Annotated in this window: 22 protein-coding genes, 2 pseudogenes and 1 CRISPR repeat array; of the genes and pseudogenes, 16 read left to right on the forward strand and 8 right to left on the reverse strand. The window is 38.3% G+C overall.

The genetic code is table 11. The annotated features are described in order from the left end of the window. Positions 1-62 precede the first annotated feature (62 nt). The 4 genes from F927_RS04435 (at position 63) to F927_RS04450 (ending at position 5655) form a co-directional block, all read left to right on the forward strand. Positions 63-572 (forward strand): hotdog fold domain-containing protein, encoded by a 510-nt coding sequence (locus F927_RS04435; RefSeq protein WP_004638356.1) that lies wholly within the window; start codon positions 63-65, stop codon positions 570-572. A gap of 225 nt (positions 573-797) precedes the next feature. Continuing rightward, complete coding sequence (locus F927_RS04440) at positions 798-1616, forward strand: PhzF family phenazine biosynthesis protein (protein ID WP_005081828.1); 819 nt, start codon at positions 798-800, stop codon at positions 1614-1616. A gap of 139 nt (positions 1617-1755) precedes the next feature. After that, positions 1756-4524: a M16 family metallopeptidase gene (locus tag F927_RS04445; protein ID WP_005081831.1), complete on the forward strand. Its 2769-nt coding sequence runs from the start codon at positions 1756-1758 to the stop codon at positions 4522-4524. A 165-nt stretch (positions 4525-4689) separates the two neighbouring features. Further along, entirely contained in the window at positions 4690-5655 is a 966-nt protein-coding gene (locus F927_RS04450; RefSeq protein WP_004638359.1) for a calcium/sodium antiporter, read from the forward strand. 60 nt (positions 5656-5715) lie between these two features. On the opposite strand, the gene F927_RS04455 is transcribed toward F927_RS04450, so the two are convergent. Then, positions 5716-6102, reverse strand: coding sequence for a DUF3144 domain-containing protein (locus F927_RS04455; RefSeq protein WP_004638360.1), 387 nt, complete (start codon positions 6100-6102; stop codon positions 5716-5718). Between the two features lie 103 nt (positions 6103-6205). On the opposite strand from F927_RS04455, the gene F927_RS04460 reads away from it, so the two are divergent. Next, the gene (locus F927_RS04460) at positions 6206-6838 is read left to right on the forward strand and encodes a hypothetical protein (RefSeq protein ID WP_005081833.1); all 633 of its coding nucleotides are present in this window, start codon (positions 6206-6208) and stop codon (positions 6836-6838) included. 269 nt (positions 6839-7107) lie between these two features. Here the strand turns inward: F927_RS04460 and F927_RS04465 are convergent, their stop codons facing one another. Next, positions 7108-8556 carry a CYTH and CHAD domain-containing protein gene (locus F927_RS04465; protein ID WP_005081835.1) on the reverse strand — a complete coding sequence of 483 codons (1449 nt, stop codon included), beginning with the start codon at positions 8554-8556 and terminating at the stop codon, positions 7108-7110. Positions 8557-8754: 198 nt separating this feature from the next. Here F927_RS04465 and F927_RS04470 point away from each other — a divergent pair, with 198 nt between their 5' ends. The 5 genes from F927_RS04470 (at position 8755) to F927_RS04490 (ending at position 15178) form a co-directional block, all read left to right on the forward strand. Beyond that, positions 8755-9126 carry an Mpo1-like protein gene (locus F927_RS04470; RefSeq protein WP_005081836.1) on the forward strand — a complete coding sequence of 124 codons (372 nt, stop codon included), beginning with the start codon at positions 8755-8757 and terminating at the stop codon, positions 9124-9126. Positions 9127-9249: 123 nt separating this feature from the next. Then, complete coding sequence (gene cas1f / locus F927_RS04475; protein WP_026057249.1) at positions 9250-10212, forward strand: type I-F CRISPR-associated endonuclease Cas1f; 963 nt, start codon at positions 9250-9252, stop codon at positions 10210-10212. Continuing rightward, on the forward strand, positions 10212-13604 hold the full coding sequence (cas3f, locus tag F927_RS04480; RefSeq protein WP_026057250.1) for a type I-F CRISPR-associated helicase Cas3f: 3393 nt from the start codon (positions 10212-10214) through the stop codon (positions 13602-13604). The genes cas1f and cas3f overlap by 1 nt, the downstream gene beginning before the upstream one ends. Continuing rightward, the gene (locus F927_RS04485; RefSeq protein WP_005081844.1) at positions 13604-14140 is read left to right on the forward strand and encodes a type I-F CRISPR-associated protein Csy1; all 537 of its coding nucleotides are present in this window, start codon (positions 13604-13606) and stop codon (positions 14138-14140) included. The genes cas3f and F927_RS04485 overlap by 1 nt, the downstream gene beginning before the upstream one ends. Positions 14141-14152: 12 nt before the next feature. Beyond that, positions 14153-15178 carry an IS30-like element ISAba125 family transposase gene (locus tag F927_RS04490; protein WP_010326927.1) on the forward strand — a complete coding sequence of 342 codons (1026 nt, stop codon included), beginning with the start codon at positions 14153-14155 and terminating at the stop codon, positions 15176-15178. A 95-nt stretch (positions 15179-15273) separates the two neighbouring features. On the opposite strand, the gene F927_RS17175 is transcribed toward F927_RS04490, so the two are convergent. From F927_RS17175 to F927_RS04515, 6 genes are all read right to left on the reverse strand, one after another. Continuing rightward, positions 15274-15426: a hypothetical protein gene (locus F927_RS17175; RefSeq protein ID WP_020846234.1), complete on the reverse strand. Its 153-nt coding sequence runs from the start codon at positions 15424-15426 to the stop codon at positions 15274-15276. A gap of 4 nt (positions 15427-15430) precedes the next feature. Next, entirely contained in the window at positions 15431-15691 is a 261-nt protein-coding gene (locus F927_RS04495) for a hypothetical protein (protein ID WP_005081847.1), read from the reverse strand. Positions 15692-15850: 159 nt separating this feature from the next. Beyond that, entirely contained in the window at positions 15851-16969 is a 1119-nt protein-coding gene (locus F927_RS04500; RefSeq protein WP_005081848.1) for an ABC transporter permease, read from the reverse strand. 5 nt (positions 16970-16974) lie between these two features. Then, the gene (locus F927_RS04505) at positions 16975-18102 is read right to left on the reverse strand and encodes an ABC transporter permease (protein ID WP_005081851.1); all 1128 of its coding nucleotides are present in this window, start codon (positions 18100-18102) and stop codon (positions 16975-16977) included. Further along, positions 18099-19883: an ATP-binding cassette domain-containing protein gene (locus F927_RS04510; RefSeq protein WP_005081852.1), complete on the reverse strand. Its 1785-nt coding sequence runs from the start codon at positions 19881-19883 to the stop codon at positions 18099-18101. The genes F927_RS04505 and F927_RS04510 overlap by 4 nt, the downstream gene beginning before the upstream one ends. A gap of 10 nt (positions 19884-19893) precedes the next feature. Beyond that, positions 19894-20892 carry an HlyD family secretion protein gene (locus F927_RS04515; RefSeq protein ID WP_005081854.1) on the reverse strand — a complete coding sequence of 333 codons (999 nt, stop codon included), beginning with the start codon at positions 20890-20892 and terminating at the stop codon, positions 19894-19896. Positions 20893-21001: 109 nt separating this feature from the next. Between F927_RS04515 and F927_RS04520 the strand changes: the two are divergent. The 6 genes and pseudogenes from F927_RS04520 to cas6f all read left to right on the forward strand — a co-directional run. Continuing rightward, positions 21002-21313: pseudogene (locus tag F927_RS04520) on the forward strand (TetR/AcrR family transcriptional regulator); the annotation flags it as partial. Between the two features lie 55 nt (positions 21314-21368). Further along, positions 21369-22394: an IS30-like element ISAba125 family transposase gene (locus F927_RS04525; protein ID WP_010326927.1), complete on the forward strand. Its 1026-nt coding sequence runs from the start codon at positions 21369-21371 to the stop codon at positions 22392-22394. A gap of 7 nt (positions 22395-22401) precedes the next feature. Next, positions 22402-23154, forward strand: a pseudogene (locus F927_RS04530) (type I-F CRISPR-associated protein Csy1); the annotation flags it as partial. Further along, positions 23154-24038, forward strand: coding sequence for a type I-F CRISPR-associated protein Csy2 (gene csy2 / locus F927_RS04535; RefSeq protein ID WP_005081860.1), 885 nt, complete (start codon positions 23154-23156; stop codon positions 24036-24038). The pseudogene F927_RS04530 and the gene csy2, both read left to right, overlap by 1 nt. Positions 24039-24064: 26 nt before the next feature. Then, positions 24065-25078 (forward strand): type I-F CRISPR-associated protein Csy3, encoded by a 1014-nt coding sequence (csy3, locus tag F927_RS04540; protein WP_005081863.1) that lies wholly within the window; start codon positions 24065-24067, stop codon positions 25076-25078. Between the two features lie 3 nt (positions 25079-25081). After that, positions 25082-25693, forward strand: coding sequence for a type I-F CRISPR-associated endoribonuclease Cas6/Csy4 (gene cas6f / locus F927_RS04545; protein ID WP_005081865.1), 612 nt, complete (start codon positions 25082-25084; stop codon positions 25691-25693). 132 nt (positions 25694-25825) lie between these two features. Further along, a CRISPR array of direct repeats spans positions 25826-26334; the repeat unit is 28 nt; unit sequence GTTCATGGCGGCATACGCCATTTAGAAA. Positions 26335-26392: the final 58 nt, after the last annotated feature.

Raw genomic sequence — 26392 nt, forward strand, 5'->3', positions numbered from 1 at the left:
CAATGTCGAGCACTCTTGAGCAATGTTATGTTATTTGCTCATTCACCTAATATCATACTCACATGACTAATATAATTACATCGGTTCTCAATCAAGTAAAAAAGAAAGTTACTCGTCAAGAAAACTATGTGCTAGCTGCTTATGAATGGTTAAAACCTGTTCCGGGCGGATTAAGACTACTTTCTAAAGTTGTAAGTCGAAAAGCACCATATTTTCAAACAGTTGATCCCATTATTCAGAAATTAGAGCGTAATTATTGCGAAGCAATAATGTCTAAAAATAGAACTGTCGAAAATCATATTGGAACGGTTCATGTGATTGCAATCTGTAATGGTTTAGAGTTTGTGATGGGAGTATTAACAGAAGCATCTATTCCAGCCCATCTCAGATGGTTGCCAAAAGGGATGCAGGTCAACTATGTCGCTAAATCTAATTCAGATATTAAACTGATTGCGCGTGTTGAAGATGAATGGAAAGCTGGTGATCTGAATGTTACGATTGAAGCTTATCGTGAAGACGGAACTATAGTTGTACAAGGTACAATCATGTTATGGGTCACTGAAAAGAAGTAAAACTTCAACACCCAAACAACACCCAAAATCTGTAAGTTAGAAACTCGTTGAGTCGTGTTAAGACTTTGGGTTTCTAAGTCATAACTTAAAAAAACGATGCTGTTTGCAAATAAAGTTGTTTATCGCTAAAAGTTTAGATGTGTATTGTAAATTTAGAAAAATCTGTATCTATAATTCATCAACCATTTGTTCAAAATAATTGAAAAAGTTTGAGAGTTTAAATTTATGAAAATGTACCAAGTTGATGCTTTTACCAAAGAACCTTTTAAAGGTAATCCAGCGGCTGTAATCGTTGTGAATGAGTGGTTAGATGAAGCGCTGATGCAAAATATTGCTTTAGAAAACAATTTGTCTGAAACTGCTTTTGTCAAAAGACAAGATGATGCGAATTATGAAATTCGTTGGTTTTCGCCAACAGATGAGGTTGCCTTCTGTGGACATGCGACTTTAGCCAGTGCTTTTGTTTTATTTAAAGATTTCACTACTGTAAAGACGATTCAATTTCATGTGAAAGATTTAGGAATTTTTATCGTTACTCAAGATGAAGACGGTAAAATTAAAATGAATTTCCCGATTCGTAGAGCCGAGTTGATCACTGACTACCCACAAGTGTTGCGTGATGGCTTAACGAAACCGTTTAAGGCTGTGTACCTAAATGCTCAGGCGTATATTGTTGAGTACGAAACTGTGCAAGATGTATTGGATGAGCAACCCAATCTGGAAAAGCTAAAACAGCTTGGCAAAGTGCGTACAGCGATTACTGCCTCTCAACCAGATGTGGCAATTACAGCAAGAGGTGAAGGACAGTTTGATTGTGTGTCACGTTATTTCGCGCCTGCGATTGGCATAGATGAGGATCCGGTGACAGGTTCAATCCATACAGCTATTGTTCCACTTTGGGCAGATAAACTGAATCAAAAGCAATTGGTTGCTTTTCAAGCTTCGAAACGAGGCGGTATTTTAGATTGCGTTATTCAATCTGAAGATCGAATTGAGATTTCGGGCTATGCAAAACTCTATATGCAAGCTGAGCTTAATCTCTAAAATTTACGTAATCTTAAAACAAATAAAGAAAAAAGCTGTTTAATTAAACAGCTTTTTTCAAAACATAACTATTAAAAATGCGAATCGTTCTCTACTATAGTTTTTTTATTTAAATCACCAAAAAATACTTGGATAAATTATGTTAACGCGGTTTAAGCAGCTTACTCTCTCTCTTTGTTTGATCGGGTTGAGTGCGACGTCTTGGTCTCAAGCGGTACTCGTAAAAAGTGAAAGAAATATTGAAGAATATAAATTAGATAACGGTTTTAGAGTTATTCTGGCACCAAATGAAAAAGAAAATAAAGTCTATGTAAACACAGTTTATTTGACGGGTTCATTGAACGATCCTAAGGGCAAGGGCGGTCTTGCACACTTATTAGAGCATTTGGCATTTAAAGGTACGGTCAATGTTAAAGGCGATGAGTTTCAGCGCCGTTTGGATCAATACACGCTAATGACTAATGCCAGCACTGATTATTATTCAACCAAGTATATTAATATTGTTCGTCCTGAGAAAAATGCGCTGAATGAAATTCTATACCTCGAAGCTGAGCGTATGGATAAGTTGGTTCTACAGGAAAAATTTGTTCCAGCCGAAATTGAGATTGTAAAGCGTGAACGTGAGATCCGTATGGATCAACCTTTTGCGGTGTTGATGGATCAAATGTTGAAAGCAGCTTACGGCAATCAATATCTTGGGCGTTTGCCAATTGGTGATCTTGCTGAGTTGAAATCAATCAATATGAGTGAGTTGAATCAGTTTTACAGAACGTGGTATGCACCGAATAATGCAATCATGGTGATTTCTGGAAAATTTGATAAAGCCGAAGTGCTGAAAAAAATTGACCAGCATTTTAGCCCAATTCCAGCGAGACCCGTGCCTGCACCAGTGCAAGTTCCAGTATTAGATAGTACCAAGATCAAACAACGTCAGTTCAGTGTAGAAAAGGGAAGTGACCTCGCCAAGTTTCATATTTACATGAATGGAAAAAATAGCGATATCGCACCTGCTTTAGCGCTTGCACCAGGATTATTTACTTTACAGCCAAGCGGTAGTCTATATAAAAGTATGGTTGAAACAGGGATAAGTACTGCTGTTCAATCAACAACATGGCTGGATCAGGATTTCAATCTTGTGTTTATGGGGGCAATTTATGCGCCGAATCATGACGAGAAGCAAGTGAGTGAAGCCTTAACAACGGGTGTTGAGAAAAAACAAGCTTTTAGAGAAGTCGAACTACAGCGTCTCAAAAATATCACCCAGAATGCAGCCGATACCATTGCCAATGATGCGGTCGCATTAGGTTCGCGTTTAAGCGATTATGCAGTAACTTCGCATGGCCAGTGGGATCGTTATTTTAAAGATTTACAAGCGATTCAAGCACTCAAAGTTGATGAATTAAATACGACTCTCAAACAGTTTTTAGTGCCTGAACATCGTGTTTCTGGTGATATCCGACCTACGCCAGAAGATCAGAAAAAGGCAATGACGCTGAGCGAGGAAAAGCAGCCCAAAACTTTAGATCAGACGAATGAAGTGGCTGAACCACTTAAGGACGTGAAAGTTTATCAGCAAGAAGTGGCACAGTTTGTTGAACAGTCAGCACAGCAATTGCAGAAAAACGAACAGAAGATTCAACGTGGTCAGTTGAAAAATGGCATTCGTTACGCACTTTATCCAACGTCAACACGTGATGATAAAACCTATGCCACGATTAGTTTAGATTTTGGTGATGAAAAGGCGCTATTTGGAAAGGCAACAACCTTAGATTTAGCGAGTTATTTGATGTTACGTGGTTCTGAAAAACATACTTTGCAGGAAATTACGGATAAGGCGATTGCTGCGAGTGGCGGGGCATCCGTGAGTTCAAATGGCAACGGTTTAACCATCGTTATACAGGCGAAAAAAGATAAATTTGAAGATTTCTTCAGTTTTATCGTGGATGTGTTAAAGCAGCCAAAGTTTGCCCAAACAGAGTTTGATCTAGCTAAGAATCAAAGTTTATCGGCATTGGATCGTCCGTATACTGAACCCGCAGTCGTGGCATCGATGACTTTATCTCGTGTGTTAGAAATCTATCAGCCGGGAGATTTACGTTACCACTTTGAGCCTGAACTTGCGAAGAAGCAGTTGAATGAAGCGACACAAGCACAAGTTAAGCAGTTTTACGATCAGTTCTTTGAAACGAACTACGCTCAAATTGCGATCACAGGTGACTTTGATGCAAAGAAAATGAAAAAGACTTTGCAGAAAACCTTTGGGTCTTGGAAAGCAAAACAACCTTTCCGTAAAGTTACTGGACAATATACGGAATATAAAGCACAGAAAATTCATGCGCTATCTGAACAGCGTGAATTTGGAAGCTATCAAAGTATTTTAGCGATTCCGGTTGGTTCTTATCATCCAGATGCACCTGCTTTAATTGTGCTTAGTCATATTTTAGGTAACTCGCAACTTTCTTCGCGTTTAGCGCAAGAATTACGAGAGAAAAATGCATTGGTCTATGGATTTGGGAGTGGTTTAGACCTAGATCCTGATATCGATGATGGTACTTTAAGTATCACCGCCAACTATACGGCAGGTCGTTCTGGCCAAGTCTCTCAGTCAGTTCACAAAGTACTGAATGATTTACTCAGCAAAGGTGTAACAGCGCAAGAAGTGGAAGCAGCTAAGGCTGATATCATGAAAAAACGAGTGACTGCACTAGAAGATGAACGCCGTATTCACGGTATGTTGACTTCGCAATTAGAACGTAATAAAACGCTATTGGATCGAGCGGTGCGTGACCAAGAATTTGCCAAGCTAAGTAAAGATGATGTAGATCGTGTCATTAAAAAATACATTAAACTTGAGCATTTCGTTGAGGTGATGGCTGATCAATATGGTCAGGCTCAAGATCCTCGTTGATAGGGATCTCCTCACTTTGATGGTGGTTTTTTAAAAAATCTGTGCTTTCATGGTTGAAGTTAGATTTAAATTCACATGCTTGAATTCTTGTTGCTCGTCATATTAGAAGACAAGCTAATCCAATGCATGTGAAGTGTTTTCATTGATAAGGAAAAGGGGAGTAGCATGGCTTTTGCTGTGATCGCGGTGATTGTTGGACTGATTTTATTGGTCTGGAGTGCTGATAAGTTTATTGATGGTGCTTCAGCCACTGCGGGTCACTTAGGTATGCCGCCCTTGCTAGTTGGGATGATTATTGTCGGATTTGGTACATCAGCACCCGAAATTGTTGTCTCGGTTATGGCTGCTATTGATGGAAACCCAGGGCTAGCATTGGGGAATGCTTATGGTTCAAATATTGCAAATATTGCTTTGATTCTTGGGGTGACTGCATTAATTCATCCGATTATGGTGCAATCTGCGGTTGTACGTAAAGAATTGCCAATATTATTGTTAGTCACCGCAATCTGTATCTTACAAATTTTTGATGAGATGCTCAGCCGAATTGATGCAGTGTTAATGCTTTTGATGCTGGTCTTATATATGGGCTGGTCGATTTGGCAAGGCATGCGAAGTCAAAGTGATGTATTGAGTCATGAGTTCAACACCGATCTACAAAGCAAACAAACACCATTAAAGACTTCGATTTTTCAGCTTTTATTTGGTTTGATTATCTTAGTGATTAGTTCACGCTTATTGGTTTGGGGGGCGGTAGAAATTGCACAAGCCTTTGGTGTGAGTGATTTGATTATAGGCTTAACCGTGGTTGCAATTGGTACTTCTTTACCAGAGCTGGCTTCTTCGATCGCAGCAGCACGCAAAGGTGAGTTAGATATTGCGATAGGTAATGTGATCGGTTCCAATATGTTTAACACGCTTGCTGTTGTCGGTTTAGCAGGGGTGATTCATCCTACAGTCGTGCCACAAGAGGTGTTACATCGTGACATGGTGGTAATGGGTGCACTGACTCTAAGCCTATTGATATTTACACTGAGCTTTAAAGGAAGAGGGCGAATCGGACGTGTTAAGGGCGGAGTGTGGTTATTCAGCTTCGTTGCTTATACCGCATATTTGGTGAATACCGCATTCTAATTAAAAAAGATAAAGGCATTGAGATACTCAATGCCTTTTATCGATTCGACCTACAAAGGATTATTTGTGGTCATGTTTATGAGTGTGGAAATCTTCGTTTTTGCGGAAACGTAAATAGTTATCAAACTGCTCACAATATTCGTCAAAGTTATCTTCTAACATCATTTGAAATTGTTGCAGTAAATATGACATGACTTGCTCTTTCGCTTCTTGCATTTCATTGCCATCTTTAAAATTATTTGCTGCGACCCATGTGTTAAAACGGGCAGTGGCAAATAGCATTGCTGCACTCACTTGACCACGTAACTCTTCTGGTTTTGCTGTTTGTCCTTTTGGTGGACGGCAAAATTCATTGGCGAGTTTAATAAATTCATCTGCACGCTCAAAAAATACCGCATTTAAAGCTTCTTCTTCAGTTACATCAGTCGCATTAATTTTTTGAGACATGTTCTTTTCCAACAAAACTAGATTAGACATTATAGACAAAGCCTTGCATAAACAAAACCGTTGTCTTAATCTAAAATAGCCTAAGTAAATTAGAATAATCAAAATGTCAGATGCAATCGAGATTCAAAGTCTAAAAACCGATATTGCTTTACTGCGTCAGCATATTCATCCACCTCAACATTTGCAGCATGTAGAAGGGTTGCCGATATATTACGGCTTAAAAGAGGAAGTGGATGCATATTATCGTCAATGGCAACCTTTGATTGAAAGAGCGCAGCAACTTTGTCAGCCATTTATGCAAGATGAGGTTATTGATGCCATTCACTTACCCAGTCATTTAAATTTGCCGTTGTTTTTCTTTCATGTAGATCGGATTCGGATCAATAAAACTCGTGCAAAAGAATCTAAAACTTTTCGAGGCGTGGCGGCATTAGTGGAAAAATGCGGACAGTTTGATACCGATCAAATTTTTGCGATGCAAGCGTGGTTAGAGAGCGATGATACCGCAGCTTTGGTGGCTCATCGTGAGTTTATCGATTTACGCACATATGTGTTTCAGCATGGGCAAAGTGAATACACGCGCACCCGTTTTTATATGAATGGCATGATTCTCAGTGTAGAGCCACATTTTAAATTGGTGGATGCGCGGGATAAGCCACGCAAGCAGCGCAATGATAGTTATAGTGATCCAATTGCTTATAATGGTACGTGGAAGGTTTTTGGGAAATATAGGTAAATGATTTAAGGCAAATAAATACTTTGAAACGCTAATTTTTAATAAAAATATCAGCACAGCCACAAATGCTATATAAAGTTTTAATGTTTTCGCGTAGGCGATTTCCTACTTTGTTTTCGGACAAAGTAGGCAAAACCATTTGTTTGACTGACGGTGCATCCTTGCTACCGCAGTCAAACAGGCGGCATCCATGCCGCCTAGCACGATCATAAATATCTGTTATAGATAAAAATGATTTAGGAGGTTTTCCAAAAATATAAGAGAAAATTTTACTCCCAAAAATTATCTTTAGCCGATAAATCTTGTAGTTTCTTTGCCGCCTTCTTAGCAACATGAGGTTGTTGCGCTTTGACCCAACCTAAGGCAAATAAAAACTGTGGTTGTTTTGATGCATATTGTTCAAATAGATGTTCTGCAACAAACAGATCATTGTAGAAACCTAAATATTCCTGAATCGGTTGTAATTTATTCAGAAACTTTTGAACTTCTTTTTCTGGATAAAGCCCAGTAATAAAGTCGATGCAATAACGCAATTGTTTTACTCGTTTTCGTGTACGGTGTTGTTGCTCTACTGGAAGTTCTGAAAATACCGAGGTATCTTTCAAAATCTTTTGATAGAGTGAAGTTAAGCTTTTCGCAACTTGTTTCGATAACTTCGTTGTTGATTCATTTTCACTATAGATAAAGCTAAACAACGATAAAAATAGCTGTGTTGTTTTAACACTGCTTAATGGTTTGGAAATATTCGTTTTAGCTGAACTTGGAAATGAGAAGTCAAAATCAGATACAGCTTTAATCAATGGAATGACGGATGCTTGAATCGCATCTTGATCTCTTGATTGACCCAATGCTTGAAAAATCTCTGTCAGGTCATTTTGCCAAATTGGATCAAGTTGCTCTGTCCAATGAGAAAAATGTTTGAGTGCTGAACGTAAACGACGTATGCCAACGCGCGCTTGGTGTATATGATCTGCTTCAGCTACCTCGCCAGCAATTGCGTCAGCATTAGGTAGGATTTGATTTAAGCAGTTTTCAATAATCAGTTTGATCGCTTGCTCAGCAGAAAAGTCTGATTGAAGTTGTAATGTTTTGGCTTTAGTTGCTGGTGAAACTTTTTTCCCCATTGCCAATAAATTACCTCGTTCAGCTTTACTACGTACATCGAGCCATAATTGATATTTTTCGACTAAGTGATTCGAGAAAATAATTAAATCGCGGGCTGAACCTTGTTTTAACTCACATTCTACTTCACAGATTTTTGCAGTGTCCTTGGCGGTTCGAATTTCACCATCATCTAAACAGACTTCGATTTTTGAACCTTGAAATTCAAAGGTGTGAAAGGTGCGCTCCACATCAGTTTGAAATTGCAATTCTAGTGGAGCGAGTGGATCTCCTAATAGGTCTTTTAAAATACTTTGTATAGCTGGATAATTTTCATAAAGAGATAAATCTAAAACAGGTTCTTGTTCACATTTACCCAGTTCAATATCTTCTTCGATGCGTTGTAAATGGTTTTTACTTGCTGCTTTAAAGGTCTGTACCCAATGTTCCCCTTCTTGACGCAAACGGATTGCGACATAGTTTTTTGCTAAAGTTCGATCAGCAGTATCGTAGTATTTGGCTTGTAGACGAATTTTTTGAGCTTTCTGCTTATTTAATGCCAATAACACACTTTTTTTCTTAGATGCAGGAAGTTGAAATTTAAGTTCTATTTCCATGTGGAGATGACTCCTGACCGTTAGAATGAATAAGTTTATGATTGAGTATAACCTAAACACAAGTTGAGCAATTATGCTGAAAAAGGCTATTTTCCTTGTAGGACATGGTTCAGTATATCGTATTATCTTACATGACTTTATTTTGTACAAAAAATGCAGTACCGTGTGCAGAGAGGACAGGATTAGGATGATCAATAAATGAATGCACCAGCAAATTTAGCGAAGCCAGTAGAATTCACTTTACCGATAAAAGATTACAATGAGTTTTATCGCTTTTACTTAACCGAGCATCGCAGTATGGCGAGTCGACGTTTGCATGTAGCAGGCAGTTCGATTGGTTTATATTTTTGGAGTAAAGCGATTCGCCAGCGTAAGGCTAAATATTTGGCTTATGGCTTATTGTCTGGTTATGCGTGTGCTTGGGTTGGACATTTTTTCTTTGAACATAATAAGCCTGCAAGTTTTAAGCAACCACTTTATAGTTTTATCTCTGATTGGCGGATGTTGTCCGATGTGGTTCGTGGTCGCCTGAGTTTGATTGATCGTAAGTTTGATAAGATTGATTCTTAAATTTTTGCTAATCTTTCAAAGGAATAAAGTTAAAACGACATGATATGTCGCTAAGCTGCTTCGGCAGCTTTTTTATTACCAAATGTTCAAGTAGTATAAGAAAAAAAAAGAGAAATCATAACAATAGAACAACTTAATCCATCTGATTTAAAAGCAATATTACATTCAAAGCGTGCCAATCTTTATTATCTCGAACATTGCCGCGTGATGCAAAAAGATGGTCGGGTTTTATATCTCACTGAAGCCAAAAATGAAAATCAGTATTGGAATATTCCAATAGCCAATACCACTGTGATTTTACTTGGAACAGGTACATCTATTACTCAAGCGGCGATGCGAATGTTGTGTAGTGCAGGTGTCTTGGTGGGGTTTTGTGGGGGTGGCGGTACACCATTATTTGCAGGGAGTGAAGTGGAGTGGTTAACGCCACAGAGTGAATATCGTCCAACGGAGTATATGCAAGGATGGATGAGTTTTTGGTTTGATGAAGCTAAACGCTTAGACGTGGCAAAACAATTTCAATTTGCTCGAATTGAGTTTATCCGCAAAATTTGGGCAAAAGACAAAGACCTAAAAGACGAAGGCTTTTATTTAGATGATCAGGATATTCAACAAGCGTTAAATGGTTTTGAAAAGAAAATTCCAAATATGGCTAAGGTTGGCGATTTATTGCTTGCAGAAGCACAAATGACCAAACAACTTTACAAGATTGCAGCGATTCGTTGCAAACTTAGTTTTGAACGTAATCCTGAACAGGGTGATTTGGCGAATGACTTTTTGAACCATGGCAACTATTTGGCTTATGGGCTTTCGGCAACCACACTTTGGGTGCTCGGTATCAATCATGGTTTTGCTGTGATTCATGGTAAGACTAGACGCGGTGCTTTGGTGTTTGATGTGGCTGATTTAGTTAAGGATGCAGTGGTTTTACCGTGGGCATTTATATGTGCTAAAGAAGGAATGAAAGAACAAGAGTTTAGGCAGCAACTTCTCCAAAAATTTACTGAATATCGTTGTCTAGATTGGATGTTTGGGCAAGTGAAGTTGCAGGCATGTAAAAGTTTTCCAGTAGTGGAGAGTGAATGATGATCGTCACTTTTATCTCTCAATGTGAAAAGAAAGCGATTCCTCGAACGCGTCGTGTGTTAGATGCATTTGCAGACCGTATTGGCGATAACACGTGGCAAACGGTGATTACCGAAGATGGTTTGTTAGCAGTAAAAAAGCTGCTCAGAAAAACAGTTACGAAGAATACCGCAGTGAGTTGCCATTGGATTCGTGGTCGGCGTAGAAGTGAACTTTTATGGATTGTGGGAAATCGTAATAAGTTTAATGAGCAGGGGATTGTGCCTGTTAATACTACAAGAAAAAGTTTAGCTCAAAATAAATGGGAAAATGATTGGCATTATTTACCTATAATTAAAGCCTTGGTGGCTGTTTCTGCTTTACTGCATGATTGGGGCAAAGCAACCGTTTTGTTTCAACAAAAACTCCTCAGTAAAAATAATCAATTTAAAGGTGATCCTTTACGGCATGAATGGATTTCCTGCATGTTGTTAAATGCTTTGGTTCAATCATCGGGAAATACTAAATCTGATCAAGCATGGTTGAGTCTATTGATTAATCAAAGTTGGGATGAGGATTTACTTAAGCAGACCATTTTAAAAAACTCCGATCAATCAAAAGTTCTAGATCAACTTCCACCTTTAGCGCAGTTAGTTGCTTGGCTTGTTGTTTCACATCATCGTTTACCTAATTTAAAAGATGATAAACTTTTAAAGGCATATGCGGCTGAACCTGTAAATCATATTGCTGAACTCTTTGAGTTGATTGAAGCAGATTGGGGTTATCAAAATAAGTTTGAAGAAAAAGAATATCAGCAACGCTTGAAATTATGCTTTGAATTTGAACAAGGTTTATTGACACATTCAGTTGAATGGACAAAGCAAATTAAAAAATGGTCATCACGTTTACTACAAGAATCTCAGGTATCAGAACAAATTTTTATTGATGGTAGTTGGCGAGTGATTTTACATCATGCAAGGTTATGTCTCATGTTGGGTGATCACTATTATTCATCATGTCAGGCAGATAAAACGTGGAAAACAAATTTATTACTCGTTGCAAATACTGACCCTCTAACAAAACAGGCCAAGCAGTATTTAGATGAGCATTTGGTACGTGTCAGTGACAACGCCATGCGTGTCGCGCAGTCTTTGAGCCGTTTAGCAGATGACATGGAATCAGCATATGATATTCAAAAGTTAAAAAAGAAAAGTTCCCAAGGTTTTGAATGGCAAGATCAGGCTGTCAAAGGAATACAGCAATTTATTCAAAAAAATGAAACTGCTAGGAAACAAGGTTGGTTTATTGTCAATATGGCGAGTACGGGTAAAGGTAAAACCATTGCCAATGCCAAAATTATGCAAGCTTTATCAAAAGATGGAGGATCATTACGTTATATCTTAGCTTTAGGACTAAGAACATTAACCTTACAAACTGGAGATTCATATCGGCATGATATAGGATTAGGAAATGATGAGCTTGCTGTTTTAATAGGTTCAAAAGCTGTTCAAGAGCTGCATCATAAAAATACAAAGAATGATCAAAAAGATGAAATCAATATTGAGAAAATTGGTTCTGAGTCGTTGGAAGAACTATTAGAAAATGAACTCGATTATGATGCTATGCCGCAAGCCGACTTTATGAATGCCTTGTTTCCAAAGCATCAAGAACAACGAAATAAAGCTTTTTTATATAAACCTGTTTTGACTTGCACCATTGATCATATGATGGCGGCCACTGAAACCAAGCGTGGTGGTAAATATATTTTACCGAGCTTGAGACTTTCCTCATCTGATTTAGTCATTGATGAAGTTGATGATTTTAATGGTCAGGACTTAATTGCAATTGCTCGACTCATTCATTTAGCTGGAATGTTGGGGCGTAAAGTGATGATTTCATCGGCAACGATTCCGCCTGCATTAGCTGAAGGTTTTTTTTATGCTTATCAGCAAGGTTGGTCGCTTTACTGTGCTTTTAAGAAGCTTAAAAATACAGATGCTGTTGCGATGTGGGTCGATGAGTTTAAAACTAAAATTCAAACCATTGATTCAAGCCAAGCAATGGAAGCGACCCAGCAATTTAAACATTTACATCATTCATTTATTGAACTTCGAGCAGATGCGTTAAATAAGCAAATCGTCAAACATAAAGCATATATTGTAGATTGTGCTGATCTTGTGGCAGAAAAAGAGGTTCAACGTTTAGATCAAAGTTTGCAGTCCCAATATTTTGAACGGATTAAGCAGAATGTTGAACAGTTGCATTTAGATCATCACACTATAGACAGTCAAACTGGTAAAAAAGTTTCATTCGGAGTAGTACGGGTAGCGAATATTCCACCATGTGTAGCACTCACGCAGTATTTATTGAACGCTGAGTGGTCTAAAAGTATTACACCACGTGTCATGGCATATCATAGTTGTCAAGTTCTCTTACTACGTAGTGAACAAGAGCGACATTTAGATCAAGTTCTAAAGCGTAAAGAAAAACGAGCAGAGCAGCCTGCCGCATTTTCAAATGATGTCATTCGCCAGCATTTAGATTCAACTGATGATAAACATGTTATTTTTATTTTGGTTGCTACACCTGTAGAGGAAGTTGGTCGAGATCATGATTTTGATTGGGCCATTGTAGAACCGTCTTCGTATCGTTCTATCATTCAATTAGCAGGGCGAGTGTTACGTCATCGAAAATTAGAACATGATATTCAAAAACCGAATATTGCTTTGCTTCAATATAATTTAAGAGGGCTTCGCAAAGCTAAGGTTGCGTTTGAGAAACCAGGTTTTGAAGTTAATAATGATAAATTCAAATTACAGACGAAAAATCTAACTGAGCTTCTCGAAATTACAGCATCTGATTTTAATATTAATGCGATTCCACGAATTAAGGCAAATCAGCCTTTACAAGCGATAAAAAAATTAGCTGATCTTGAGCATGCTGTGATGGTGGACGCCCTAACTTCATACAATAAATTTGGAGCAAAACCTCTCAATGCTTGGTTAACTCAAAAATGGTTTTTAACAGCTTTACCGCAACGATTTACCCCTTTTAGACAGAGTTCTCCGAATATTCAGCTTTTTGCTGTATTAAAAAATCAAAAACTTGAGTTTTCTATAAAAGATGATTTTGGGAAATATATTAATCGTAATGGTTTTTATAATATTCATCACATTCAATTAAATGAGTTGGAGAATAAAAGATTATGGTTAAATCGAAATTATTACGACATTTTATGTCGTTTAGCTCTTGATAATTCAGGTGAAAATGAGGATATTGAGGAAAAGATAGAATCCTTATCAAAACGGTATGGGGAAATTATGTTACCGGAATATGATGAGAATAAAAATCTTATCTATTCAGAACAATTTGGATTGGTTGTTTTGGATAAAAATAATGGAGTGGTACTTTAATGATTGAAGAAAAATATGAAAACTTTCTATTAAATCAAAAGAGAGAGTGGTTAAACAAGAGTTCAAATAAAGGGAAATTTTCTGAAGCTGACGAAAGATATCACCCTGAATTATGGCTAGTCAAAGCAATTAAAAACGCTAGATATGCAGTGACGACGCATTCGAGTACCTTTACTCACCCTGATGCGAAATCTACTCCAATCTTATTTTTCAAAGAGCCTTGCAATAATGGATATTTAATATCTAATAATGTAAATTTAAGTCAAGTATTTGATGTATTTGGAAATGCTGCCACAGATACTATTGTAAAGGAAACTTATTTATTTTTAACCTCGAAGCTAGCTGATGGGCGTACGATTTGGCAGCAATTTGAAGAAGAAACAGACACTGCAAAAGTATTTGTACAAAATCTGAATCAAGATTTTGATCAAGCATATTGCAATCTGAATAAGATTTTTGTTAATAAGAATGAAACTAAGACAACAGGATTACTTGGCAGAGTAAAACTTGAAGTGCGACATAAACCACCTAATTAATTTAAAGGGTTTATGGAGTATATAAAATTGTCATACCATCATCTTAACTTTGAAGATCGTACTGCATTAATGCTTGAGTCAAGAAAAGAAGGCTTTTCAGCCAGAAAATTTGCTGAACTTATTAAAAGACATCCTAGTACGATCTATCGTGAGCTTAAAAGAAATAGCATCAATGACGTTTATCAAGCTCGATATGCTTCTGATAACACTTTTGCTAGACGTAGACGTGGTCACAGAAAACTCAAAATCGATTCAATCCTCTGGAAATTTATTGTTGAAGCGATCCGTTGTTTATGGTCTCCTCAGCAAATAGCAAAGCGTTTAAAGACATTTCCTGATTTGGATCAAACAATGAATGTAAGCCATACAACGATTTATTCAACGATACGAGCATTACCCAAGGGTGAGTTGAAAAAAGACTTATTATCCTGTCTACGTCATGAAAATAAAAAGCGAAAAGCTAACGGTGAACCTAAAAAAGATTCTATATTACAGGATATTAAAACTATTCATGAGCGCCCAGCCGAAGTTCAAGAAAGAAAAATACCGGGTCATTGGGAAGCTGATTTAATTAAAGGTAAAGACAATAAAAGTTCGATAGCAACACTTATTGAACGAAATACACGGCTCTGTATCTTGGCAACATTACCTGATGCAAAGGCAGAATCAGTGCGCAAGGCTTTAACTGAAGCTCTGAAATATTTACCTGCAGAACTGCGTAAAACGTTGACCTATGACCGTGGACGCGAGATGGCAGAACATAAAATACTTGAAGAAGATTTAGGCATAGATGTATATTTCTGTGACCCACATTCACCCTGGCAAAAAGGCACATGCGAAAATATGAATGGTTTAATTAGGCAATATTTACCTAAAGGGATTGATTTAAATCAGGCAGATCAGCATTATTTAAATCAAGTTGCCATGTCACTGAATACTCGTCCTAGAAAAGCGTTAGATTGGCTTACACCATTAGAGAAATTTGCTCAGCTTGTTGATTATCATAAGACTTTTCAAACTGTCGCACCTCATGTTTGAATTCGCCAAGGTTACAAAAGATGATAACCAACTCGAATTGGAATAGTTCAAGCATAGTCAACTTGTTAATTAACAACAGATTCAATATTACTTTCTCAATTGATAACAATATAGAAAGCTCTTACACCATTCTGGATAGGATCAAAGTTCACACATTTAAGATTTGGATTTTCTTGAAAAAACTCCCACATTGCATCGACTGGATTCGAATATTCAGGTCGAGTAAAATCTTTTTTTAACTCAATCATTGAGTTATTCACACACTATCCCTAGCTTCTCACTATAGTAATCTGTTGTTAACTTCAAATCATTCAATAACTTTTCTTTAGGTTCTGCATCTGTAAGCTTTAATAATGCTGGTAAATACTCATGCTTATAGACGTTTGGATATTCAATGCAAATTATCTTTTGTTGATCTTTTTTATCTGCTTTTGGATTATCTAAAGTATCTAAATAGCTAGAAAGCTTCGCGTCAGCCTCTTCAAACTTTTTATCCTCAAAGCCATTTGTCATATACTACAAGTGCAGTATGTTCAAAAGCAGTCTTTTTTAATTGTTCTAATAGAAATCTGCGCAGTCATATATCTATATTGGATAATAATGTGCACAGATTTTTTGTTCAAGAATAATATTTATCACAAAAGTCTGTAAATGACACTGATAAAGCTTAATCTAAGATAACCTGTTTCTAAACAACCAAGCCGCCAAAGGCAAGGTAACCACAGCCAAGACAAACATTGGTACAAAATCCCACTTTATCTGAGAAAAGGTTGCACCCTCTAGATATACCCTTTGCACCAAATCAATCCCAAAACGCAATGGGTTAACGTAGGTTCCAACCTGCAATACATATGGCATATTCTGGACAGGAGTTAACAGTCCTGACAACAGCATCAATGGCATAATCAGAAAGAACGTAAACAACATGGCCTGCTGCATATTCAGGGAAATTGCCGAGATAGACAAACCGACACCAACCACTGCAACGTTAAAGCACAGTAATCCAAAATAAAGTAAAGTCAGTGAGCCATTCATGGGAATCTGAAACCAGAACATGATGATCAACAAAATAATGGTAGACTGCATTAAGCCAACAAAAACTGGCGGTAATGCCTTGCCTATCATAATGTGAATGGGTGTGTAAGGTGTGACCAGTAATTGGTCAAAAGTACCTTGCTCTCGTTCTCTGGCAACCGATAAAGAAGACAACAATAGAGTTTGCATCATGCTTAAAGCCGCAATTAAAGATGGCATCAGCTCCCATCTGGATTCCTGATTAGGGTTATACCAAGTCCGAGTTTCAATATTGATGGTAGAGGTCGCGCCCAAACGTTCCTGATTGACCTTTGCCACCACATTACTGATATATAAACCAGCCATACCCGCAGTGGAAGAATTACGCCCATCCAGAACAACCTGAATTGGTGAGGTCTGTCCCTGATTGAGTTTATCTTCAAAATCAGCAGGAATCGTGATCACCGCCAATGCACTTCGATCATCAATCACCTGCTGGATTTGGCTATTATTTGTCAAAGTCGCTGTGCGATTAAATACCGCTGAACCATCCAGATGTGCCAGAAATTGTTGTGATGCCTGCCCCTTACTCTGATCCAGAACTGCATAATCCACATGATTGACATCATAGCTGGCCGCATAGCCAAACAATAAAGCCTGCATCAAGGCGGGGACAAATAAAATGGTACGATTGGCAGGGTCACTAAAAATGGTAAGAAATTCTTTCCGTACTAAAACAATAAGGTAACTGAACCAAGCCGTTACAAGTTGAATCATTGGGATTACCTCAAACGTTTTTTCAATGATTGAGTGGTTGCAAAGGTTAGCACCACCACATAGATCATTAAAATGCCACATTGTTTTAACCATAAAACCCAATCATCACCACCTAAAAACAGAGTTTTGATGAGAGTCATAAAATGAGTAGCTGGTAAAAGTTGGCTGATGATCTGTACGACAGTTGGCAAGTTACGGGTATCGAAAACAAAACCTGACAGCATCATGGCAGGCATAAAACTGGCCAGCAATGCCATTTGACTAGCCTGAAACTGGCTTTTTGAAATACCTGAAATGGTTAAGCCAAGTAGCAAAGAAACCATTAAATATAAGAATGATGAACTAATAATTGAAAGCAATGAACCACGAGTCGGCACCTCAAAAACCCACGATGCGGCCAATAAACACACCACAATATCAATCATGCCAACCACAATATAAGGAACCAGTTTTGCCAATACGATTTCCAAAGGACGAACTGGAGTCACAAATAAGGCTTCCAGCGTTCCCCTTTCACGTTCTCTGGCGATCAATAAACCTGTCAGGAATGCACCAATCAAAGTCAGTACCAACACCATTAAACCTGGCACCAGAAACCATGTACTATTAGCTGACTCGTTAAACCAAATACGTTGTTCAACACTCATCATTCCCATTATTGGGCGCATATGAGTGCGATCAGCCTGAATGGCTTGGGTATTATTAACAGCACCAGTAATATAGCCCTGCAAGACTGAGGCAATACTGGTTGAACGACCATTGCTAATCACTTGAATCGTCGCAGTGTTATTGGCACTTTGTTGGGCAAAATCGGAGGGCAACACCACAATGGCATCTATTTCTGCCCGTCCCATCGCCTGTTCAGCCTGATAAAAATTTTGATAGGAGGTTGCCGTAATATAGCGACTGCCATTCAATCCCGTCATCACTTGCTGGCTTTGTGGCGTCATATTTTGATCTACAATACCCACACGACCATTGCTTAAATCAAAAGACAGACCATAACCAAACAATAAAATCAGGATAATCGGCAGGACTAAACCAATTGCCAAACTGCTTTTATCCCTGACCAATTGACGGGTTTCTTTACGGATCAAAGCAATTAGGCGTAAGATAGATGCAGGGAGTTTCATGTCTTCTCCCCTTGCAGGGAACGGGCTTGCTCAACAATGGCAATAAAGGCACTATTCATTTCATCTAGCCCTTGTTCTCCTGCCTGTATCCGCACCTGTTTGGGTGAACCCAATGCCAACATTTTGCCTGCATCCTGAATGGCGATGCGATCACAATATTCTGCTTCTTCCATAAAGTGTGTAGTAATAATGATGGTAATACCCTGATTCGCCAACTCTCCAATGGTGTACCAGAATGCACGTCTTGCCAAAGGGTCAATACCACTGGTGGGCTCATCCAGAAACACAATTTCAGGTTGATGTAACAAAGCGGCTGCCATAGACAGGCGTTGCTTAAAGCCATTAGGTAAATCACCACTTTTGGCATGCGGGTTCAATTCAAAACGTTGTAAGGCCTCACCAATCCGCTGTGTTAATTTTTTCCCTGACAAGCCGTACGCACCACCAAAAAACTTGAGATTGTCCAGTACCGTTAAATTACCATACAAGGCAAATTTCTGTGAGACATAGCCAATTTTTGCCCGTGCCTGCGCCCGTGCAGTGCGTAGGTTCATGCCTGCAACTTCAAGTGTGCCACTGCTGGCGGGCAATAATCCGCATAACATTCTAAATGTTGTGGTTTTACCTGCACCATTCGGCCCCAGCAAGCCAAAAATTTCACCTCGTTTAACTTCAAATGAGGTATTTGCCACCGCAGTAAAATCACCAAATTTGCGAACTAAATCTTTTACCACAATCACAGGTGGTTGCTGTTCAATTTCATCGGTTGGTGTATTGTCAATCACACGAATCTGATCATTTTTCTCACCATGCGTTGCCTGCTGCGCCTGATGTAGAAACCACATAAAGGCATCTTCAAGTTCAGGTTCTCGACTACAAATGACTGTGCCTTGAGGTAATAACTGTTTTGGTAATTCTGGAAACTCAGGTGTAGTAATAAATCGCACCACATCGCCTTTTGGTACTGCATCAGTAATATATTGATGCATATCCAGCAACTGGGTTTGTAAAATCCGAGCTTTAATATTTGTAGGGGGTTCGACCTGCCATGTGCGACCACATACTTGCTCACTCATACTTTTTGCTGTGCCCTGTTGTAGAACTTTTCCCTCATACATCACATAAATGTCAGCGCACCGTTCCGCCTCATCCATATAGGCGGTACTTATAATAACGCTTAAATTTTCTTCCTTGATCAGTTGCTCAATAATAATCCATAGATCACGTCTAGATAATGGGTCAACCCCAACACTGGGTTCATCCAGTAACAACAATTCTGGTGAACGGACCAAGGTACAGGCCAGTCCCAGTTTCTGTTTCATCCCACCTGATAATTTACCTGCGGGTCGTTCTGTGAATTTCTTTAAATCGGTAATTTCCAGTAAACGCTCAAAACGTGATTTACGCTCCTGCTGTGGTACACCATGCAAGTCCGCATAGAGATTAAGATTTTCCTGAATACTTAAATCTTCATATAGTCCAAAACGTTGTGGCATATAACTAATACGATTTTGTACCTGTTGTGGATATTTCGCCACATCTATACCCAATACCTCTAATGAACCTGAAGAGGGCTGATATAATCCTGCAATCAGACGCAGAAATGTGGTTTTTCCTGCTCCATCAGGCCCAACCAGAGCCGTAAGTTGTCCAGATGCAATCTGGATGTTTAAATCCTCAAGCGCACAAGTCGCTGGGTTTTTCTTATTCTCTGCCTGAAATACCTGTCGTAAATGGCGGGCAATCACCGCAGGGGAATTATTATTTTGCAAGGCATTCATATCATTTCACTCAATTTGCCTTTGCAATTTTGACTGTTACAGGCTGGCCCATTTTCAGTTGATCATTGGGGTCATCGACATACACCCGAACTTCATAGACCAATGTGGTGCGTATATCTTCAGTTTGTACCGTTTTTGGAGTAAATTCAGCCACCGATGAGATATAACCAATTCTTCCCATAATCGGTTGATCAGGTAAAGCATCCCGAATCACCTGTGCTGTTGCCCCCATTTTGATCAAGCTTAAATCTTTTTCATTGGCATAAACCCGTACCCATTTTGGGTCATTCAGGGCAAGTGTATAAACAGTTTTTTGTGCTGTGGTCATATCGCCCACTTCCTGTAATCTTGCCCGTACCACTGCATTGACAGGTGAACGTAACTCACTCTGGGAAATTTGATACTGAATTAAATCCAGATTAGCCTGCGTTGCCTGATACTGGGCTTTGGCTGAAGCACGCTCTTCTGTGCGTGCGCCTTTTTGCAACAGTTGTAAATTTGCTTCACGCTCTTTTACTGCGGCAGCCGCAGTGGCCTGATTACTTTGGGCATAATCCAACTCCTGCTTACTGATTGCCTGCCCTGACGTGGTGTTGCTCAGTACTTGTAAACGCTGATAATCCTTATTGGCTTTTTCTAGTTGTGCCTGTGCGGAAACGAGTTGTGCTTTTGCCTGAGCAATTTGTTCAGGTCGATTACCTGCATCTTGTTCAATCAAGGTCTGTTTTTGTACATTAAGCTGTGCTTCGGCCTGTTGTTGCTGAATTTTCAGGGCATCGGTTTTAAGCGTTGCCAATACCTCACCTTTTTTCACTTTATCTCCCTCTTGTACAGAAAGAGTTTGAATACGACCCGCCTGTTCAAAAGCCAAAGATACCTGACGAATATCAACATTCCCATAAAGGGTTAGCTCATGCCCTGTATTTTTATCTTTATTGATTAACCAGATTGCAATCGCCAGAACAACAGCAAGGCATAGCAGCACACCCGCAATAATACGCTTATTCATGGAAAAACCTTTTGAGCAAAGCAAAGTTTAAATTCAATTTAAATTTAAACTATATCAATTTAATAAAAAAAGCTATACTTAAACGGTAACGTTTGATTCAGAGTAAAAGATGTCGAGAGCTAGACGTAGTGATGGTGATCTAACCAAATCAAAAATTCTGGAAGCCGCTGGTCAGTTAATTGCTCAAAACGGTTTTGCACAAACCTCCAATAAACAAATTGCCAAAGCGGCTGAGGTTGATTTGGCTGCCATTAATTATCATTTTGATGGGCGTGACGGTTTATATAAGGCTGTCCTTGCTGAAGCACATACACATTACATCGATGAGAAACGCTTATTAGAACTTGTAGAAAGTTCACTCCCCCCAACACAAAAACTTGAAATTTTCTATGAAGCTATCGTCAATAAACTGATTGAGAAAGGGCAGAGTAAAACTTGAAGTGCGACATAAACCACCTAATTAATTTAAAGGGTTTATGGAGTATATAAAATTGTCATACCATCATCTTAACTTTGAAGATCGTACTGCATTAATGCTTGAGTCAAGAAAAGAAGGCTTTTCAGCCAGAAAATTTGCTGAACTTATTAAAAGACATCCTAGTACGATCTATCGTGAGCTTAAAAGAAATAGCATCAATGACGTTTATCAAGCTCGATATGCTTCTGATAACACTTTTGCTAGACGTAGACGTGGTCACAGAAAACTCAAAATCGATTCAATCCTCTGGAAATTTATTGTTGAAGCGATCCGTTGTTTATGGTCTCCTCAGCAAATAGCAAAGCGTTTAAAGACATTTCCTGATTTGGATCAAACAATGAATGTAAGCCATACAACGATTTATTCAACGATACGAGCATTACCCAAGGGTGAGTTGAAAAAAGACTTATTATCCTGTCTACGTCATGAAAATAAAAAGCGAAAAGCTAACGGTGAACCTAAAAAAGATTCTATATTACAGGATATTAAAACTATTCATGAGCGCCCAGCCGAAGTTCAAGAAAGAAAAATACCGGGTCATTGGGAAGCTGATTTAATTAAAGGTAAAGACAATAAAAGTTCGATAGCAACACTTATTGAACGAAATACACGGCTCTGTATCTTGGCAACATTACCTGATGCAAAGGCAGAATCAGTGCGCAAGGCTTTAACTGAAGCTCTGAAATATTTACCTGCAGAACTGCGTAAAACGTTGACCTATGACCGTGGACGCGAGATGGCAGAACATAAAATACTTGAAGAAGATTTAGGCATAGATGTATATTTCTGTGACCCACATTCACCCTGGCAAAAAGGCACATGCGAAAATATGAATGGTTTAATTAGGCAATATTTACCTAAAGGGATTGATTTAAATCAGGCAGATCAGCATTATTTAAATCAAGTTGCCATGTCACTGAATACTCGTCCTAGAAAAGCGTTAGATTGGCTTACACCATTAGAGAAATTTGCTCAGCTTGTTGATTATCATAAGACTTTTCAAACTGTCGCACCTCATGTTTGAATTCGCCCTTAAACAAGTTTATTTTCCTGTAGATGAAGCCGATTATCACTTACTGTCTTTGGTTATATCATCACCGTTAATAACTGAATTTGTTAAAAGGATTGATCAAATTAGATTTAATGTATCAAATAAAGAAGCAAAGGAGTACAAAAGAAAGAATCAACACTATGAGGGTGGATATAGTGATTTATTTGATCTTACCCAAGTTGGTTTTGGAGGGTCAAAACCACAAAATGTCAGTGTTTTGAATAGCCAAAATGCGGGGCGGGCGTATTTATTATCGAGTAGCCCACCTGTATTAGAAAAAAGAACAATTCGACTCCCAAAAACTGATTTTTTTGTTCAGTGTCTATACCGGAAAAATTATCAAGATAGTTTTATTCAATTGCATAAATTTATGCAGCTTGATTTAAATAACATTGATATTCGTAATGCGATACGAAATATTATTCAGTTTGTGATTGACCAAATATTATTACAAGCATTCCGAACTCGAGAATACGCAGTTGAAGGGTGGTCAAATCAAGACTACTACTCTAGCTTACCTAAATTACAACGTATTTGGTTAGATAAAGTTCATCAAACGACAAGGGATGAAGATAATGATTGGCGTGATGAATTGAGTAGAGAAATAGCTCGTTGGATATTACGCAGTTATGAAAAAGTCGTTAGTGACGCTTTTATATTAGGAACAGGAGAGCTGCTGGGTGTTAAACAAGGGGTAGAAAAATCATTACAACGAGCAAAGGAGTTTTTTTAATGCGTTATTTTCTATTGATTCCTCATTTAAAACTCCATAATGCCAATGCGATGAGTAGTCCATACACCATTGGATTTCCTGCAATGACCGCTTGGCTTGGAGCAGTTCATGCCTTGCAACGTAAACTACAAGCTAACGCTTTGGATGTGGCTTTAACTAGAGTGGCAGTGAGCTGCCATGAATTTAATTTACAAACTTATAAAGGGCAAGGGGATTTTGTTCATTCAATTATAGGCACTGCAAATCCGCTAGATAAAGATGGAAGTAGACCTGCTTTTATCGAAGAAGCAAGATGCCATTTAGAAGTTTCTCTTTTAATCGAGATTGAAAATCTAAGCATAAAAAAAAGAGATAACCTTTTGGAAATGGTTTCTGATTTGGTCGGTAGTATGAAATTTGCCAGTGGGGATGTTCTAGCAATTAAAAAGTGTCAAATTATTGATTTTGACGAAGAAGAAAGTCAGGACAAAGAATTAAGACCTATCTTAAATAAACTCATGCTCGGACATGTGCTTATTGAGCGCCGTGATCTTATTATTGAAAGTATGAATCAGGGTAGAGATGCTTTAGATGCAGTTTTAGATTATTTGAAAGTAACTCATAGCTCTACTGTCGATGAGAATGAAAAAGTGACATGGACCTCCAAGCGTAAAGCTCAAGGTTGGCTTGTACCGATTGCTGTCGGTTTTCAAGGAATCTCAGAACTAGGACAAGCAAAAAATCAACGCGATGCCAGTACGCCTCATCGTTTTGCTGAAAGTGTTCTCACTTTGGGTGAATTTGTGATGCCGTATCGTATAGAACATATTGATCAACTTTTATGGAAATATCATTTTGATTCAGATAATAATTTGTATCTTTGTCAAAACATTTCAACAACTTAACTTAAAAACTGAAAAAAGGAAAAATCATGGCTAAAAATGAAAAAGTAGTTGCAAGTGTACTCGCATTTGAAAAGAAACTTGTTCCATCTGATGGCTATTTTTATGGAACGTCATGGGGAAATAGAGAAGAACAAACGGCTTTGAAACTTATTCAAAAATCAGTTCGGGGAACAATTTCCAATCGACTAAAACCAGCCGTTGCAAGTGATCCATTAAAACTGAATGCAGAAGTTGAGAAAGCGAATTTACAAACTGTAGACGCCTGTGCTTTGGGGGAATACCAAGACACTTTAAAAGTTGGGTTCACCTTAAAAGTGTTAGGGGGTATCGAAAATCCATCAGCTTGTAACAATGAAATATTTCTACAATCTTATCAGTCAGTTGCTAAAAACTATATTCAACAATATGGTTTTACAGAATTAGCAAAACGTTATGCTTTGAATATCGCCAATGCGCGTTTCTTATGGCGTAATCGTGTTGGAGCAGAAAAAGTAGAAGTTGTTGTCACAGTGAACGATCAACTAGCAGTTACATTTAATGCTTTGGAATATCCATTGTATGACTTTGATCAAGTTGATGAAAAAGTACAAAACTTGGCGAATCAAATTGCACAAGCTTTAAGAGGTGAAATACCATATTTATTAATTAAAATTGAAGCTTATGCATTGGTTGGAAAAGCACAAGAAGTTTATCCAAGTGAAGAGTTAGTTTTGGATAAAGGCAAAGGTGATAAAAGTAAAATTCTTTATCATGTAAATGATGTTGCAGCAATGCACTCTCAAAAAATTGGTAATGCACTACGTACAATTGATACTTGGTATCCTGAATTTGATGATAAAAAAACAGCAATTGCGATTGAACCATATGGAGCAGTAACCAATCTAGGAAAAGCATATCGCACTCCTAAAGATAAAAAAGATTTTTTCAGCTTATTTGATAAATACGCGTTGGGAGAATCACTAGAGAATACCGAACAAGAACATTATGTGATGGCTGTGTTAGTGCGTGGTGGAGTATTTGGTCAAAGTGGCAAGGAGTAATTGATGGATTGGTATCAAGAAATTACTCTAATTGATCAAGATGAAATTTCTCCTTATTTTATTTGGTCAAAAGTTTATACCCAGCTTCATATTGCTTTTGCCGAACATAGTAATGAGCAGGGAAGAATATCCTTTGGCGTATCTTTCCCTCAATATCGTATGAATGAGCAAAAGAAAATTGGTTTTTTGGGTACAAAAATTCGTATTTTTGCTAATACAGAAAATGAATTACAACAGCTTAATTTAGGTCAGTGGCTAGAACGATTGATGGATTATGTGCACATCATTCAGCCGCGTGAAGTGCCGCAAGCCAAGGTTACTGGTCATGCACACTATTATCGAGTCAATCCGAAGATGAGTATAGAGGAACGCATTGCTCATCAAGCACAGCGTCATAATATTCCTTTGGCTGAAGCTAAGCAGCATTTTAAACAATATGTTGAGCAACCTGTGGTTGAGCCTTATGTTAGTTTAAAAAGTCTGAGTGCTAAACGTGAGGAAAATATAGATCGACCGTATCGCTTATATATTGGTAAGTCTGTTGCTGATGAGGCGAAAGATGGGAAATTTGGAACGTATGGGCTAAGTCGAATGGCAACAGTTCCAGAATTTTGACCCAATATTTTTTTTATTCTTTAACAGCTTAATAAAATCAATAAGTTACAATAAGTCGTTTTTTGATTGGGTAAATTGCTAAAACCTATGATAAGTACTTGTTGTAACTCATATTTTTACTATAATTTTATAGTTCATGGCGGCATACGCCATTTAGAAAAAGATTAGAATAAGCATCAAGCCGACTAATGAGTTCATGGCGGCATACGCCATTTAGAAATCAAGTAATAACTTAACACCCTCAACAGCTGCGTTCATGGCGGCATACGCCATTTAGAAATTCTCGTCATGAAGGTTTTGGAGAAATGCTTTGTTCATGGCGGCATACGCCATTTAGAAAAGAAAGCGTGGACTCCCCGAAAGTCGAATTTTGTTCATGGCGGCATACGCCATTTAGAAATCTTAGGGCATCAAATAAGCTATGAGTTGCTTGTTCATGGCGGCATACGCCATTTAGAAAGAACGATCCAAACAATAACAATCCTAACAATCCGTTCATGGCGGCATACGCCATTTAGAAATGCACCAATTGCACCTGCACCGATTGCTGTGTGTTCATGGCGGCATACGCCATTTAGAAAACCATATATGCCTAAAGAGCATTTACACCTAGGTTCATGGCGGCATACGCCATTTAGAAAAATCAAAAATCTATGATCAATGCACCAGTCGGGTTCATGGCGGCATACGCCATTTAGA

It is taken from the genome of Acinetobacter haemolyticus CIP 64.3 = MTCC 9819 (genome assembly GCF_000369065.1).
GTDB lineage: Bacteria > Pseudomonadota > Gammaproteobacteria > Pseudomonadales > Moraxellaceae > Acinetobacter > Acinetobacter haemolyticus.